Origin of the sequence: Shewanella sp. SM74, assembly GCF_025653725.1 — a bacterium.
Taxonomy (GTDB): domain Bacteria; phylum Pseudomonadota; class Gammaproteobacteria; order Enterobacterales; family Shewanellaceae; genus Shewanella; species Shewanella oncorhynchi.
In genome coordinates this window covers 1-17,026 of record NZ_JAKKRZ010000050.1, presented here as the reverse complement: position 1 = coordinate 17,026, position 17,026 = coordinate 1, and the positions used below count along the sequence as shown (strand labels likewise).

Here is a 17,026-nt window from a genome sequence, read left to right as displayed (position 1 = left end):
GAGGGTCCGCCGGGATTCTGGAATATTCCGCCAAATCAGACCTAATTAGTTGTTATCTTTAGATATTGAACGATTCTGACTATCGGCCCCCTTCAATTCAATGAACCATCTGTCCATAATGTCTTTTTGTGCATTGGCAGTCGATTTCAACGATTGTACTTCAATGATAAGTAAGGCGTTCTTGTCAGTCTGCTCCGCGAGTTGCGTGTTTAACGAATTAATTCGAGACGTTGCCTGTTGATACCTATCTTCCACAGAGGTTATCTGCTGCTTGAATGAATGGTTGTCCGCCTCCACAGCTAGCTTCACTTTGGTCATTGCGGACAATGATACTTCTGCTTTTTGCAGCTGTTCTGATATCCCTTCTAGCAGAGTTTCTAACTTAATACATTGCTTTTGTACCGTAGCATTCTCCAGCTGTTTAGCGGTTAACTGCTGGTTTAGAGCCCGAATCTCAAGCTGTAGTTGTTGTACTTGCGATTCATGGCGATGTTGCTCTTGCTCTCGCTGTTCTTTAACGGAATTACGGTAGTGTTCAAGCGCTGAGCGCGATTGTGCATGCTTTTCTTCTAATGAGGCTATCTGCTGATCTTTATCGGCAAGTCGTAATAACATGGCTTCTTCATTGGTCTTCAATCTTTCGATTGTCAGCTTCTGCGTATCGATATTCGTTTTGAGCTCTTTCCTTTCATGCTCTTGCTGCTGAAGCTTACCCATTAATTCATCTCGATGAGATTGAATTTCTAGTAGTTCTTGGCGTAGTTGTTCATAGCGTTCATCTCTTACCGTTATTACTTCTCGATGCTGCGCGCGTTCTTTCTCGATGATTTCATTCGCTTCTTGCAACAAACGTCCCGACATTTTTTCAACGATAAAGGTGAGTTCTTCGCTTAATGACGTAATGAGCTGCGTGTTGCCTTCAGCATCCTCCAATTCCTTAAGGTAACGATGGATTGTGGTTTTAGAACCGGTATTGCCCAATTCAATGCGTATCGCGTCGATGGATACGGATTCTCTTCGCGCCAATAGTGCATTTCTTGCCTGCTCAACTGCTTCTTTACTTATGCCACCACGTGCCATGCTATTACCTTTCATACTGTATTACGTACCATGTAATTACATACTAATACGTAATATTGAAAATACAAATATTATTCAATTTATAAGAGTAGATAATCCTGAGTTATCTACTCTTATCACAAAAAAGCTTGATTTGATGGGGCCAGTTGGTACGTAATAGAGGTTGTTCAAAAAACAGCCTTTAAAAAATGTGCTAGGCTGTTTTTCTTATGTGTACTAAGTGGTGTACTGAAAAATCTAACATGAGTGATGTAGAACGCTATATTGAAGCAGCAACACGGGACAATACCCGCCGCAGTTACCAAGCGGCCATTGAACACTTCGAAGTTGATTGGGGGGGGATGCTGCCTACCACATCAGAGCAAGTGGCCCGTTATCTTGCTCACTATGCCGATATGCTTTCACATAGCACGCTACGGCTGCGGTTGGCTGCGCTCGGACAATGGCATGTATCGCAGGGTTTTGTGGATCCAACGAAATCTCCACTGGTGCGAAAAGTCTTTAAAGGCATACGCGAGATCCATCCGGCAAGAGCTCGACAGGCCAAGCCGTTGGCCATTGATGAACTTACGCAGATCTGTGGCTATTTGGAGCAAGCGCAGCACAATAATGATCCACTGCTCGCCTTAAAAGCCACTCGCGATAAGGCATTGTTGCTCATGGGATTTTGGCGAGGATTTCGCAGTGATGAACTCTGTCGTATGGTCATTGAACATATCGAGCTTGCGCCTACTCAAGGGATGAACATTTACTTACCCCGTTCTAAATCAGATCGCACCAATCAAGGTCGGGAATATCGTACCCCCGCCTTACAACGCTTATGCCCCGTGCAAGCTTACCAAGAATGGTTAACCCTCTCAGGGTTAACCGCTGGTCCGGTCTTTCGCGGTATAAATCGTTGGGGGCAAATTAGCTCAGAGAGTTTGCGTTCATCAAGTATTTTGCCGCTTATGCGAAAGCTAATGGTGCAAGCGGGGATCTGTCACTCTCACCTCTATAGCAGTCATTCATTACGGCGGGGATTTGCTTCATGGGCAACGCAGCAACAATGGTCACTAAAGCAATTAATGGAATATGTCGGCTGGAGAGATGCGCAATCAGCACTGCGTTACATCGAAGTGAGTTCACCCTTTACGCCAGAACAACTGCAACCATCTACACCGCATGCAGCTACTCTCACCCCACCAATGACCATTGTGGATGTCCAGCTGTGCCTATCACGTTTTCATGATAAAGCGCCAAACGAAAGAACGGTGCGACTTAAATTAGAACGCTTTGCGTTGAAAGCCTTTGGCGCACTGACGACCGTTGATGAACACCATTACCAGCTCCAATTATCCTCTGAATATGTGGATGCAGATCTCGATGAAGTAGCGGATGAACTATTGGGCCGGATGCACAGTATCGCGACTGATCATCAATGCATGTTGGAAGCGGCAATCGTCCACCATGAAAGCGGCCGACGCTGGGATTAGCCTGATTGACTAACGAAAGGGAGTTTCTATGAAGACTGCTGAAAATACTGCTTACCCACGATTAGAAACCTACTTCTCATACAACGTGTTATCGCAGCGATATCATCCCAGTGAAAATGAGCTTGTGTTAAGTCAAATTCTGCATAATCCCTTACACCGCCTAGGCTTCTTGGTGCAGTTAAAGCTCTTTCAACGTCTTGGCTATTTTATCTCTCCTATCGATTGTCCCAATCAGATCATTGAACACATCAGAAAAGTGGCAGGTATTATTTGGGTACCAAAGCCCTCTGATTGGACACGATATGATAAGTCAGGAACGCGACAACGGCACCTCGCGATGATCCGCTCACACATTGGTGTAAAGCCCTTCTCTTCGGCAGAACGTTCTTGGTTAAAAAATGTGGCATATTGTGCAGCACAAACCAAAGAAACCGTTACTGATATCATCAATGTGATGTTAGAAGAACTGGCCCATCACTGTTTTGAATTTCCTGGGCTTACCGTATTGGAAAAGCTAGCAAGAACAGTACGTCGACAAGTCAATGATGCGTACTATCGGCAGATCTGCCAATCCTTAAGCCAATCTACAAAATCTAAACTAGATCAACTTTGGCAATCAAACAGTGTTGGTGTGTACTCTCACTGGCAGCAACTAAAACGAGAACCGAGAAAGCCGACCAACAAAGAAGTGCGCAGCTATTTGCAACATGTGGAGTGGTTACGCGATTTAGAAAGTCAAATGCCAACCCTGGCGATTCCCGTTGCCAAGTTTCAGCAGTTTATGTTGGAGGCTCGAGCACTGGATGCTCAAGAAATGCGGGACTTAACGTCTAATAAACGTTATGCCTTAGCGGTGATCCTTATTCGCAGTCAACATGGAAAAGCACTTGATGATGTCGCCGAACTGTTCATCAAGCAGGTTAGAGATCTCGAAAATAGCGCTCAACAAAGTCTACAACAGTATATTCTGCAGAAACAAAAACAAGCGGACGAATTGATCAGTAATTTTCGAGATGTGGTGCTTGCCTTAGAAGAGCCTGGTAATGCGAGTAGCCGTATCGCACATATTGAGCAGTTATTACTCCCAGACAAAGAGACGGTCATTGCAAAATGTGATGAACACCTCGCGTATGCAGATAATAACTACCTGCCTTTTATGGTACGTCCCTATGGAAATAAACGGTCGTTATTATTTAACTGCTTGTCCATCCTCACCTTAAAAAGCACCTCAAGTGACAAAACGACAGAACGCTTAATCAACTGTCTGTTATCCCTCAGGAATAATCGCCAAGAGCATATTAGCAAGCAGTATTTACTTGACCAGTTTAATGGCACCAAAGCGACACGATGGATTTCTTCTGTGTGGAAAAAATTAGTATTGATCCATGCCGAAACTGAAGACGAAGTAGTGGTGTTACATCGTAAGTTTCTGGAGTTGTGCATTATGGTACACATAAAACAGGAACTGATGTCGATTGACCTATTCGTTGCACAAAGTGAACAATATAAAGATTATCGCGAAGGGATGGTGGATGCAGATACCTATGCCCGTGAACTGCCAGTCTATGCCCAACAAGTAGGGTTACCACTTACGGATCCAACACTTTTTATTGCGGAATTAAAGCAAAAGCTGAAGACACTTGCACAACAGGTAGATGGGCGGTTTCCTGAAAATCCCCATGCGGCCATTCACGAAGGTAAACTCAGTCTGAAGCGAGCCTCTACTGCACGGCCTAGTGCCGCGATCCAGCGTATTGATGATGCCATTACAGAACAATTAGAAACGACCAGTATTGTCGATATTTTGGTGGATGCAGAGCATTGGCTTGGTCTAAGTGATTTATTTTACCCGCTATCGGGCAATCAGAGTCGATTAGAAGATCATGCCCAGCGGTTTGTGACTACGCTCTTTTGTTATGGCTGCAACTTAGGACCAACGCAAACCGCCCGTTCGATTAAAGGGATCAGCCCTAAACAAGTTGCTTGGTTGAACCTTAAACAAGTCACCGAAGACCGTTTGGATAAAGCGTTAACCAAGGTTATTAATGCTTACAACAAGTTTGAACTGCCAACATTTTGGGGCAGTGGTAAACACGCATCTGTTGATGGTTCTAAGTGGGATTTAAATGAGCAAAATTTAATGTCGGAGTACCACATACGCTATGGTGGCTACGGTGGTATTGGTTATTACCATGTGTCTGATACTTACATAGCGCTTTACTGTCGTTTTATCTCTTGCGGCTCTTATGAAGGCCATTATTTACTTGATGGTTTGATGAAAAATACATCTGATATCACCCCTGAATTTCTGCACGGTGATACGCAATCACAAAGCTATCCCGTTTTTGGTTTGTCCTACCTACTCGGTATAGGCTTGATGCCAAGGATCCGCAACATTCAAGATCTGAACCTGTTCCGGGCAGACAATGAATGTAAATATCAAAACATCGATCGGCTATTCAACGGCAGTATCGACTTCACGCTGATTGAAAATCTGCTACCAGACATGCTAAAGCTCATTCTATCGATTAAATTGGGCAAGATGCCGGCATCCTCGTTACTGCGTCGACTCAATACTTATAGTCGCAAAAACAAACTCTATTTTGCCTTTCGGGAATTAGGTAAAGTCATTCGGACACTGTTTCTGCTCAACTACATCGACAATTACGAATTGCGGCAAGTTATTCAAGCTGAAACCAATAAATCTGAAGAGTTCAATAACTTCGTAAAATGGTTTTTCTTTGGTGGTGATGGCATCATCGCCGAAAATATTCGCCATGAACAGAGCAAAGTTGTCAAATATAATCAATTAGTTGCCAATATGGTGATTTTGTACAACGCTGACAAGATGACCTGTATTTTACGAGAGTTAGCCGACCAAGGAATCGAACTCACGCCAGATCGACTTGCAGGCTTATCTCCCTACAGAACGGCTCATATAAACCGCTTTGGTGACTATTTATTAGACATGGGCCGAAGCTACAGCCCATTAAACTTTGCCATGAACATTGACGCACAGGTCAATGTGAGATGATATATTTACCCTCACTAAATTTACCTCTGCGTACTTAATGACGATTAATCAATCATCATTGCCTAAATGTTTGCTATACGATAAACCTTAAATATGATAGCTATTTAGTTGGAGTGTTTAGATGCAAGTAAAAATTGAACAACATGACAATGGAGAGTATTACTTCTTGATTCCTAAACAGTTACAAAAAGAACTTGCTTGGAATGAAGGAGACACTATCAGATGGGTAGATAACGGGGATGGAAGTTGGACATTAAGCAAGTTAAGCCAGTTTGATCTATTAAAACTAAAGGCATTTGAAGATCCAGAAGTGAAGGCTGAATATGATCGACTAGAAAATGGCTCTTCAGATAACATGTCGGATAAATAGTTCTAACAACTAGGCCAAGTACGTATTTACGCCCACACTAAACTGCTAATGAAGGCGTTAGACAAAATGATAAAACAATCACATCCCAAACGCATGCCTATCTACTACGACTCTACAGATAGAGGAATGGCTAACGCTATGGATGAGCCAATAATAGGAAACAACGATTGGTTCCCATCATGCAAGGCTGCGCATAAATTATGGCGTTGTCTCGAATCGATGAGAGACTTAGAAGAAGCGCTAGAGTTTGTATCGGACGCAAAGAACACGACAAAGAAGAAAAGAAAATTAAAAATAGCCATCACTCCTCTGCATACATTAGTTGTCTGCATCGAAGACCTACTTAATGACATTGAAAACAACTCAGAAACCAAAGAACGCCTGCAACCTGATGATGTTGAACAGATAAGAGTTATTCGTTCTGAATTTGATCAAGTCCTCCCGCATAACCACCAATCCACAGTAACTACCCTTCGGAATAAACTCTCATCTCACATTGATAAAAAGCTACATCCCGCACAAGCTCAAGAGCTTGGAGTAGAAATTAATCAGCATGAATTCGGCAGATGGCTGCATATTTGCTTAAACTTGGTCATGGATTTGACAAAGTTAAATATTTACTCATGGTTCTGCAACCCACCATCTGAGGAATATGTAACATTCATGCACAATGAGCCATTTATTGTAACCATGAAGGTTGACGGTGAGCGGCCAATTGCATTGGCTGCACTGAATATTGCGACATCATCCCCAAAAAATGCAATACCTCAAATGGTGAGTAGGTTAGTAACAAGCTCTCAATGGATGTTCAGTCGAAACCAACCAAGAATTATCTCACTAAAGGAAGATGAAAAAGTAAGATGGAACACTTTTAGTTCCAACTTAAATTTTCACAAAAAAGAGTTAATAAATGAGTAAATTCGTTGCTCACTATGAGTTATTAAAAACCGATTGCCTATCGGTTTTTGTTCTGCCACTATAGCGGTCATTATGGCAAGAGAAAAGTGTTATGCAGTTAGGTGAATTAGAAAAGCAGGTTTTGCAACATCTTTGGACTGAGTCTGAAGCGGATGCTAAGCAAGTACATGCGGTGCTTGGGTTGTCTAGAGATAGTTCACTCAATACCATTCAGAGCACCTTAGAGCGCTTGTTTAAAAAAGGATTACTGAGTCGAACGAAGCAGGGTCATGCCTACTTTTATCGAGCAAAAGTCGACAGAGAAGCCCTGATAGCCAAACTTATTACCAATGTTACTAGCGACTTTGTCGAAGAGGGTGAGCATAGTCTGATCGCGGCATTTAGTTCAGTATCAGCTAATCTGAATGATGCTCAGCTAGATATCTTGGAACATTTAATTGAAGAACAACGTCAACTTCGGAAAGGATAATTAGGCTTATGTTTGTTGGCGATTTAGCGATTACACTGAATTTACTGAGTGTGGCAGTGCTGGCATTTGCTATCAGTGTTGTGTTCATCTCGATCGCTCTACGATTCACTCTGCCTAGATTAGAGCATCTCACTTTCAGGTTACGTAAAGTTATCTTATGGTCGTTAGTCACAGCGCCTTGGTGGATAGCGATTAATTGTGTTGTCTTTTTCTGGCCGAAGCAGCAAGATTTGTTTTCTGCAGCTTGGTTAAATGAATTTGTTCACTGGCACCATGTGGATATTTTTAGCTTTGACAGTTGGCACGCAGTTACCTTGCTTTCGGCCTCGGGATTTTTGATTTGGTCGATGATAAAGACTGTTTATTCTCGCAAAAAACAATCATCAACAATGGCGTCTCTGCTTGGATTCTCAGATGTTTACCCCCAAGAAGCCAACTCTCAGCATCGTTATTATTTATTACCTTTGGCAATACCTGCAGCTTTTACCACAGGGCTTATTTCTCCCAAAATCTATCTAACCACGGCATTACAAGAACGGGTTAATGAGCAGGAATTAGATATTATTATCCGGCACGAAATGGCGCATGTCGCTGCCCGAGATCCTCTGTTTAAAGTGATCTTCGCGACTTTTGCAGGTTTTTTCCCACTCGGGATGAAACAACATTTTGTCAGGCAATTTACCTTGCTTACTGAACAGATGGCAGATCATGCAGTGACAAATGAACACGACAATCTTGACGTCGCTCAGGCTCTGGTTAACGTTGCCAGAATGCAACGAAGCGTAACGCTAGGTTGTGATGGGTTGCAAACGAGCTATTTCGGCAATGATCAAACCAGCGTGCGAGTGCAGCGCCTAATTTATCCTGTATGTACATCTTCTCGATTGGCAATCGGTTTAGCTATTGTGTTGTTAGTCATAGCACCAGTATTAACCGCCTCCACGGTGGATAGCCTCCACCATATTATCGAAACTTTTTTCACCCATTAAGTAAGGATTGGGAATGAAAGCTATTCTTTGTAAACGCACAGCCAAAAAACCGATAGGCCATCGGTTTTCTGCTGCATTGATAGGAATGAGTATTATCCTGTCGGTATCCGCAGCGACAGATGAAAACCCACAAAAAATCAGTTTATCTGATGCGGTTACCATGACTCTCACTCATCATCCTGATTTACAAGCTTTTGTATCGCAGCAGCGAGTCTGGGAGGGGCGTATTCAGCAAGCGAGTGTCGGTGAACGCCCAGAAATTGGGCTGATGATTGAGGATGCGTTAGGCACAGGGGAACACAGTGCATTGAAAAGTATGCAATCTACGCTCACCTTCTCATGGTTGCTGCAACAGGATTTAATTGATAGTCGTGTTAACACGGCAAAAACAGAAGCCACTAAACTGGCCATAGAGAAGCAAATCAAGGCGCTCGATTTGTCTTCTCAGGTGGCTAAGCACTTTATCGATATACTGGTTAAACAGGAGCGCCTTAAGCTCAATGTGATGGCAAAGGCTCAGGCTGAGAACGTTGTTGGTACGATTGCCAAGCGGGTGCAAGTAGGTAAAAGTTCGGCGGTTGAAATGCAGTTGGCAAAGGCTGAATTTATCCGCCGAGGACTGGCGGTCGAAGATATCGAACACGAGCTGAAAGCGAGCCAGTATCAACTAGCCTCTCTTTGGGGTAAGCCCAAAGCAGCATATTATTTCAACGGTGATCTGCTGGACATGCCAACTGTGCCGTCGGTTGACAGTCAGCTTACCCTGCTAAAGCAGAATCCGCGTTTTCAACAGTTTGCCAGTGCTCAGCGTATTGCTCAGTCACAAATGGAACTGGCACGAATTGAAGCCAAACCCCAGTGGCAATTTACCGCTGGGGTCCGTCGTTATGAGGCAAGCGATGACTTTGGTTTAGTGGCAGGCGTCTCTATCCCTTGGGGCACAAGTGACCGTAATGCAGGGACAATCGCAGCCCTCCACGCTCAGCAGGATGTGTTGGCCAACGAACAAAGCGCATTAATGCAAGCTCAAGATGCTCAACTCTATGTACTGCTACAGGAAATGGCACACTCTGCGCATGTGATAGATACAGTGCGCAACAGCATAGTGCCCACCCTCGAAAAAGCCCTGTCAGAGGCAAGTAATGCTTTTGATAAAGGTCAACTCAGTTATAACCAATTTAATGATGTGTATCGGGAATTACTCAGTGCTCAATATCAGTTGCTGGATGCCTTTGAGAGCTTGCATTTGCAACACATCGAAATTCAACGCCTGACGGGTACGTCCATTTCTCAGTGAGATTACTTATGAAAAATAACCACATCCTTTCGTCACTGAGTTTGGCGATACTGCTCAGTATGGGTATGAACGCCGTCATCCCAACACCTGTATTGGCTTCCTCAGCCCCAGTTGCTGAGCAGGCCGAGCCAGAAAAAGGTCCGCACCGTGGACGTATGCTGCGTGAGGGGAATTTTGCTTTAGAGCTGTCCATTTTTGAAACGGGTGTCCCTCCAGAGTTTCGAGTGTGGTTGACCTATGAAGGGAAACCACTAGATCCCAAAACTGTTGATTTGAGCGTTAAATTGACTCGCTTAGGCAATGTCGTGGATGACATTCGCTTTAACGCGCAAGGGGATTTCCTTCGTGGTGATATGGAGATCTATGAACCCCATTCGTTTGTGGTCACGATTGAGGCTAAATACCAAGGTAAAACGTACCTTTGGCAGTATGACAACTTTGAAGGTCGCACCACGATAGAGCAAGCCGTCGCCACCGCGATGGATATTCAAACCGATATTGCAGGCCCTGCCACTTTGCACCAAACAATCCCCGCCTATGGCACATTGGCGCTACCGGTAGAGTCGCAGCGTGCCATCGCCGCTCGCTTTGAAGGAGAAATTACGCAGTTGTATGTTGGACTGGGGGACAGGATAAAAAAAGGCCAACCCTTGTTAACTATAGAAAGTAACGAAAGTTTGAAGCCATATCAAATCAAAGCGCCATCCGATGGCGTAGTCACGCAGCAGTTCGCTAACAGTGGCGAGCAAACCCTTGGCCGTTCGTTGCTGACGCTCACCGATAACAGTCATTATATCGCTAAACTGGCGGTATACCCCATTGATTATCAAAAGGTTAGCATCGGTGCTGCCGTTACTTTGCAGATAGAGGGCTCGGATGAGACTTATCAAGGTACTGTTTCATTTATCGAGCCCCAAGTGCGTGATGATCAAGCCCGTATCGTGTGGGTAAAACTTGCTAATGAAAAGGGAGCGTTTACCTCCGGCAGTTTTGTGCACGCCAAGATTGAAGTGGCCACCATTGAGGTGCCTTTGGCAGTTAAACGAATTGGATTGCAAGGGTTTCGTGATTTCACCGTGGTGTTTGCCAAAGTCGGTGAGCAATATGAAGTGCGTATGCTGGAGCTAGGTCGTCAAGGCGGTGAATGGGTTGAGGTACTGGGCGGTTTGAAACCTGGCACTGAATACGTCACCGAAAATAGCTATATCTTAAAAGCCGACATTGAAAAGTCTGGCGCATCCCACGATCACTAGGAGTGTAAGTCATGTTGGAATCGATTTTACGCTTTTCGATAAAGCGAAAATTCCTAGTGCTGGTGATGGTATTAGTCGTAGCCGGATTAGGCATATGGAACTTCACTAAATTGCCCATTGATGCGGTGCCAGACATCACCAATGTGCAGGTGATGATCAACACCGAAGCCCCAGGTTATACCCCGCTTGAGATTGAGCAACGGGTCACCTTTCCCTTGGAAACCGCTTTGGCAGGTTTACCTGGGCTAACTTACACACGTTCCGTTTCTCGCTATGGCTTGTCTCAAGTGGTTGCCATATTCAGTGACGACACGGATGTATATTTTGCTCGCCAGCTCGTGAACGAACGATTATCCGCAGCCCGTGCTGAATTGCCTGTAGGACTTGAGCCGCAGCTTGGGCCTATTGCGACAGGCTTAGGTGAAATCTTTATGTTTACGGTGGATGCATTGCCTGATGCCACCCACGCCGATGGTTCGCCGATCACGCCAATGGATTTACGCACTGTGCACGATTGGACGATTAGACCGCAGTTGATGCGAGTGCCCGGCGTTGTTGAAGTGAATCCTATTGGTGGTTTTGAACGTGAAATTTTAGTGGCTTTCAAACCAGAAAAACTCTTGGCCTTTGGCTTAACTCAGGCAGATGTTGTCGATGCCATCGCTAAAAATAATCAAAATCAAGGTGCGGGTTTTATTGAGCAAAACGGCGCACAGTGGCTACTGAGAATGCCCGGTCAGGCAGAGGATATGGCCACGATTGGCAATATCCCGCTGAAATCGACCAATGATTCAGCCTTGACCATCAAAGATGTGGCAGAGATTGAAAATGGCCAAGGTTTGCGAAACGGTGCCGCCACGCAAAATGGCCGTGAAGTGGTCATGAGTACCGTGTTTATGCTAATTGGTGAAAATAGTCGCACCGTAGCCCATGCCGTGGGCGAAAAGCTCAAAGAAATCAATGCAACTTTACCAGAAGGGATTGTGGCCACTGCCGTATATGACCGCACCACCTTGGTAGATAAAACGTTACAGACAGTACAAACCAATCTACTTGAAGGCGCAATTCTGGTGATCGTGGTGTTGTTTGTCTTGCTAGGAAACTTTCGAGCGGCATTTTTAACCGCATTAGTCATCCCTTTTGCCATGTTGATGACCATTACGGGCATGGTGCAGACTCGTGTTAGTGCTAACTTGATGAGCTTAGGGGCTCTGGACTTTGGTTTATTAGTGGATGGCGCGATCATCATTGTTGAAAACTGCCTGAGGCGTTTAAGTCAGGCGGGGGATGATCCCTTACCATTAAAAGAACGTTTAGAACTCGTCTTTGAGGCCACTCGCGAGGTTATTCGCCCGGCACTGTTTGGTGTCTTTATCATAACGGCGGTCTATTTGCCGATTTTTGCGCTGGAAGGCGTGGAAGGCAAAATGTTCCATCCAATGGCCATTACAGTGGTGATTGCACTGTTAAGTGCAATGCTGCTTTCCGTCACCTTTGTTCCTGCAATGGTTGCATTGCTGTTTAAAAAACCGGTGAAAGAGAAACACATTCCACTTATTCGTGGCGCAGTGTTCTTATATCGCCCTGCCTTAAACTGGGTCATTAAAGGGCGCTGGATGGTTGTCATCGCTGCCACGCTGTTAGTCGCAATCTTTGGTTATCAGGCGACGAAATTAGGCAGTGAATTCGCACCAAATCTGGATGAAGGGGATATTGCTATGCACGCCCTTCGAATTCCGGGAACCTCGCTGAGTCAGGCAATCGCCCTGCAGGAAACACTGGAAGATAAAATTAAACAGATGCCAGAGGTTGAGCGGGTATTTGCCAAAATCGGCACGGCTGATGTCGCTACCGATGCGGTTCCTCCCAGCGTGGCGGATAACTTCATTATCTTAAAACCCCGTGAGCAGTGGCCCAATCCTAACAAATCTAAAGCACAAATCGTCGAAGAACTTGCTGTTCTAGTCGCCCCCATTCCGGGTAATCGTTATGAATTCTTGCAACCCATTCAGATGCGTTTCAATGAACTGCTGGCAGGGGTAAGGGCAGAACTTGCCATCAAAGTGTTTGGTGATGATTTTGATACGCTCACAGCACTGGGCGCAGAAATTGAGTCCGCCATCGCTCAAGTCGAAGGCGTTGCAGATATTCAGGTTGAGCAGAGCACGGGGCTAACGATACTGAACATCATTCCTAATCGTCAAAAGCTGATGCAGCATGGTATCAGTATCATGGAGGTGCAATCTCAAGTTGCTACCGCGATGGGAGGGACTGTGGCGGGTAAGTTCTACCAAGGGGATGTGCGTTCAGATATCGTGGTGCGTCTTGATGAGTCGCGTAGGCAGAACATCGATGCGCTCAGTTATCTACCTATTACATTGTCTGGCGGTCAAAGTATTCCACTTCAAGAATTAGCCTCCTTAGAGCTGGTTTCGGGCGCTAACCAAATAAACCGTGAAAACGGTAAACGCCGAATGGTCGTTACTGCTAACGTGCGTGGACGAGATTTAGGCAGCTTTGTCGCCAATATCCAGACCGTTATCGGTGAAAAAGTGGCAATTCCCGCAGGTTATTGGCTGGAGTACGGTGGCACCTATCAGAAACTGCAATCGGCTTCAAAACGCCTCAGTATTGTGGTGCCTGTTACCTTGTTGATGATTATTGGGTTGCTGATGTTGGCGCTTAACTCCTTTAAAGACGCAATGATTATCTTTACTGGTGTGCCTCTGGCGTTAACTGGTGGGATTGCGGCGCTGTTGCTGCGCGATATTCCGTTCTCAATTTCGGCCGCGGTTGGCTTTATTGCATTATCGGGCATTGCGATTTTAAACAGTCTGGTGATGGTGTCCTTTATCCGCCAATTGCGTAAAGAAGGGATGGGGCTCGATAGCGCCATTTTTGAAGGGGCACTTACAAGGCTGCGTCCGGTCATAACCACCGCATTAGTCGCTTCGCTTGGCTTTATTCCGATGGCCCTCAATACCGGTATTGGTTCTGAAGTGCAACGGCCACTGGCTACCGTAGTGATTGGCGGCATTATCTCCTCTACGCTATTAACGCTATTTGTCATCCCCGCGCTATATCGAATTTTACACAAAGAAAAGGAGTCTATTTTGACTGAAGTAGAAGCAATGGAGTTAGCTGATGCCAAATAAACTATTAAAAATCAGCCTATTCCTCTTAATTGGACTGTTAGGTTTTATCAGTGTCGATGTATTGGCCCATGGGGTCGATGACAATACCCGAGCCTTTTTAGAACAAAACCAAGGGGTGCAATTTATTCCGTTTTTGTATATCGGGGCTAAGCATATGATCACCGGATACGACCACTTACTATTTTTAGTGGGGGTGATCTTCTTTTTGTACCGCAGCAAAGATGTGTTGTTGTATGTCACCATGTTTACTATTGGTCACAGCACAACGTTGTTACTTGGCGTTATGACTGATGTTCAGGTCAATGCGTATTTGATCGATGCCATTATCGGCATATCAGTGATCTACAAAGGTTTTGATAACTTAGGTGGTTTCAAGCGCTGTTTTAACTGGCAACCCAATACCCAAATGGCAGTGTTGATCTTTGGTTTGTTCCATGGCTTTGGACTGGCAACCAAATTACAGGAATTTGAACTGTCAAAGGAAGGCCTGTTTACCAATTTATTGGCATTTAACATCGGGGTGGAGATCGGGCAATTTGCTGCGTTGGCCTTTATTTTGATAGTGATTAACGCTTGGCGTCACTTTCCTTCATTTCAGCGATTTTCAACGCTCACAAACACGGCCCTTATGAGTGCCGGGATCATGCTGATGGGCTATCAGCTTACTGGTTATTTTGTAAATTAAACTAATAAAAAGAGAAGATTATGCAACACACTGTGAGTTCAACCACTTTAGTCAAAGCCAGTATTTCCGCAACTGTCATTGCGGCCGTTGCTCTGGTGACTTTTATCCTTCCTGCCGAGTACAACATTGACCCGACAGGCGTAGGCCAAAAATTGGGATTAACGACACTTGCACAAGCCGCTGAAGCCGAAGGTGTGGTTTCAACGCAAGGCTTAAGTGAGAAAAACAGCAACGAATTTCAAACGATTGAAGTGGTTGTTCCCGCGGGTCGAGGTGTTGAGTATAAGTTTGCTATGCCACAGTATGCCAAAATGACCTATGAATGGTTAACTGATGGCGACACTTTGTATTTTGACCTTCATGGTGAACCAGAGGGAGATACTACAGGTTATTTTGAGAGTTACACCATAGCAACATCCAACGAAATGAAGGGCAGTTTTACCGCTCCCTTTGCAGGTTCACATGGTTGGTATTGGAAAAATAAATCGGATAAGCCTATTGCCGTACAGCTATTGGTTAAAGGGCAGTATGACGTCATTGGTCTTAAGCAATAATTGATATAATTTGGAGAATGCTATGAAAAAATTGATAACAGTTGTCGCCCTATGTGGCCTATTAATGAACGGTAGTGCTTTAGCCCATGCTGATCATGGTGTGATTAGTGGACAAGGTGCAATAAAGGTTGCCGCTAAGTCACTCAATCAAATGACATTTAAAGACTTTGGTTTTGAGGTAGGTAAATTAGATGGCTCATGGAAAGAGGTACCTGAATCACAATTATCCATTGTGACTTTTGAAGGTAATTTTTATGTGGTAAGTGCTGTTAACCCCACCACTAAAAAACAAGTCTTTCTGAAAATCGCCAGTAACGGTGAAGTATTGGCAGTAAAGGACTCAAACAAGTTTTAATTCTTTCAGTATGGCACTGCTGGTGTAACTGACAGTGCCATATCTCATATCGGTTGTCGTTTTTAGCCTTTGTTAATAGTCGTTTACCATACTTTTAGTGATCTAAAATTTAACCCTGTTTACTGTGTTACGAAATCGCTTTTGTGCCAAATGTGTTGCCTACACGGCGTCTGCAGCAACAACCTTGGTAAAATTCATTGTCCAATATAAACGCATATATTCAGTGTGTTAAATTGATTTTGGCAAAAATTCCAGAATCACGATGGACCCTCAACAAATATTGCTTATTAACATTTATTCAGCTTTTTATGCTGTAAGAGTTTCAGTCTCTTGTATTCGACAATATGTTAATAACTCTCAAGAACCACACTAATTTAAGCGTACTTTGTTAAAGTGGATTTTTTTAAGTAAAGTGGGATACAGCTAGCAAAGTTGGGTTATTGTTAATTTTTTGAAACAAAATGATATGGTATGATTGCATTCGATACGGGGCTTAAATACTTTTTGGTTCAAACCGATGATATTTTGAGACCTATCACTCTAATTAGATATAGCAACTCAAATGGATCTTCTTTAAAAGGTTATTTCATCAGCATGAGGTTTCATAAAAAATAAATTTTATACTCCGCAGGTCGCTACTGTTTTTTGGAGATTTTATGACAGAAAAATTTAAAACAACTTGGTTCTGGTCGAACCTTAAGACAATTGAAAGTGACTTAGACTATGTACTTAACCAGAAATCACACTGTATATCATTGCCTAGTGTAGATTTTGATGACTTTGCTAGATGTCTCCAGAACGCATACGAAGAGCTAGATACTGATGGATATGATGTTATTAATGTAGTGCCCATAATAATGAAGGAGCCGGTTGATACTAGCCAATCTGACGATATTGTCGGAAGTATTACTCGCGGCGCCATTGTTATTGGTAAGAAGAAAAATTGATATTACATATAGAATAGTAGTCACATTTTTAATATATAAACCCCAATTAAAAATAAACTCACTTGTATAAAAAGTATGCACATTGTTATGTGTGACAGCTTTCACACATAATCCTGAAGAATCCCCTGATGATTTACAAATAAATCATCAAATTAGGGTGGAAGCGCATCTTGTTGCATGATCAAATGGTTTCGCYAAAAACTACACTTGGACAACAAGATGCGCGAAGCCAATATCCTACAACATTCTTTACACCAATACTGCCCAGAACTTCACCTAAAACGATTAAACAGCTTGATGCTGGCCTCTAAGGCACTGATTGAATGTAAGACACTGACCTTGACTGAGTTAGGTCGAAATTTACCAACCACGGCCCGAACCAAGCACAACATCAAGCGCATTGATCGTTTGCTCGGCAACACGCATCTGCATCAAGAACGGTTAG

At 44.0% G+C, this 17,026-nt stretch carries 14 protein-coding genes and 1 pseudogene; 14 read left to right on the top strand and 1 reads right to left on the bottom strand.

Going from position 1 to position 17,026, the window contains the following annotated elements; translation table 11 throughout:
- Nucleotides 1–45: 45 nt before the first annotated feature.
- A complete protein-coding gene (locus L5M49_RS23980) occupies nucleotides 46–1,080 on the bottom strand; it encodes a DNA-binding protein (RefSeq protein ID WP_263266952.1) in 1,035 nt (344 codons plus the stop codon).
- Nucleotides 1,081–1,322: 242 nt separating this feature from the next.
- Here L5M49_RS23980 and L5M49_RS23975 point away from each other — a divergent pair, with 242 nt between their 5' ends.
- From L5M49_RS23975 to L5M49_RS23910, 14 genes and pseudogenes are all read left to right on the top strand, one after another.
- Entirely contained in the window at nucleotides 1,323–2,555 is a 1,233-nt protein-coding gene (locus L5M49_RS23975; RefSeq protein WP_263266951.1) for a tyrosine-type recombinase/integrase, read from the top strand.
- Nucleotides 2,556–2,583: 28 nt separating this feature from the next.
- Nucleotides 2,584–5,589 carry a Tn3 family transposase gene (locus tag L5M49_RS23970; RefSeq protein ID WP_263266950.1) on the top strand — a complete coding sequence of 1,002 codons (3,006 nt, stop codon included), beginning with the start codon at nucleotides 2,584–2,586 and terminating at the stop codon, nucleotides 5,587–5,589.
- A 121-nt stretch (nucleotides 5,590–5,710) separates the two neighbouring features.
- Nucleotides 5,711–5,959, top strand: coding sequence for a hypothetical protein (locus tag L5M49_RS23965; RefSeq protein ID WP_263266949.1), 249 nt, complete (start codon nucleotides 5,711–5,713; stop codon nucleotides 5,957–5,959).
- A 66-nt stretch (nucleotides 5,960–6,025) separates the two neighbouring features.
- Nucleotides 6,026–6,877 carry a hypothetical protein gene (locus L5M49_RS23960; protein WP_263266948.1) on the top strand — a complete coding sequence of 284 codons (852 nt, stop codon included), beginning with the start codon at nucleotides 6,026–6,028 and terminating at the stop codon, nucleotides 6,875–6,877.
- 91 nt (nucleotides 6,878–6,968) lie between these two features.
- Nucleotides 6,969–7,346: a BlaI/MecI/CopY family transcriptional regulator gene (locus tag L5M49_RS23955; protein WP_011920360.1), complete on the top strand. Its 378-nt coding sequence runs from the start codon at nucleotides 6,969–6,971 to the stop codon at nucleotides 7,344–7,346.
- 8 nt (nucleotides 7,347–7,354) lie between these two features.
- On the top strand, nucleotides 7,355–8,335 hold the full coding sequence (locus L5M49_RS23950; RefSeq protein WP_317630130.1) for a M56 family metallopeptidase: 981 nt from the start codon (nucleotides 7,355–7,357) through the stop codon (nucleotides 8,333–8,335).
- A 13-nt stretch (nucleotides 8,336–8,348) separates the two neighbouring features.
- Complete coding sequence (locus L5M49_RS23945; RefSeq protein WP_263266946.1) at nucleotides 8,349–9,632, top strand: TolC family protein; 1,284 nt, start codon at nucleotides 8,349–8,351, stop codon at nucleotides 9,630–9,632.
- 8 nt (nucleotides 9,633–9,640) lie between these two features.
- Entirely contained in the window at nucleotides 9,641–10,885 is a 1,245-nt protein-coding gene (locus L5M49_RS23940) for an efflux RND transporter periplasmic adaptor subunit (RefSeq protein WP_263266945.1), read from the top strand.
- Nucleotides 10,886–10,896: 11 nt separating this feature from the next.
- Nucleotides 10,897–14,040: an efflux RND transporter permease subunit gene (locus L5M49_RS23935; protein WP_263266944.1), complete on the top strand. Its 3,144-nt coding sequence runs from the start codon at nucleotides 10,897–10,899 to the stop codon at nucleotides 14,038–14,040.
- Nucleotides 14,030–14,725 (top strand): HupE/UreJ family protein, encoded by a 696-nt coding sequence (locus L5M49_RS23930; protein WP_263266943.1) that lies wholly within the window; start codon nucleotides 14,030–14,032, stop codon nucleotides 14,723–14,725. The genes L5M49_RS23935 and L5M49_RS23930 overlap by 11 nt, the downstream gene beginning before the upstream one ends.
- Nucleotides 14,726–14,745: 20 nt before the next feature.
- Nucleotides 14,746–15,279 carry a hypothetical protein gene (locus L5M49_RS23925; protein WP_263266942.1) on the top strand — a complete coding sequence of 178 codons (534 nt, stop codon included), beginning with the start codon at nucleotides 14,746–14,748 and terminating at the stop codon, nucleotides 15,277–15,279.
- 22 nt (nucleotides 15,280–15,301) lie between these two features.
- Nucleotides 15,302–15,634: a DUF6488 family protein gene (locus tag L5M49_RS23920; protein ID WP_263266941.1), complete on the top strand. Its 333-nt coding sequence runs from the start codon at nucleotides 15,302–15,304 to the stop codon at nucleotides 15,632–15,634.
- A 656-nt stretch (nucleotides 15,635–16,290) separates the two neighbouring features.
- Nucleotides 16,291–16,581, top strand: coding sequence for a hypothetical protein (locus L5M49_RS23915; RefSeq protein WP_263266940.1), 291 nt, complete (start codon nucleotides 16,291–16,293; stop codon nucleotides 16,579–16,581).
- A 219-nt stretch (nucleotides 16,582–16,800) separates the two neighbouring features.
- Nucleotides 16,801–17,026 (top strand): annotated as a pseudogene (locus L5M49_RS23910) (IS4 family transposase); the annotation flags it as partial.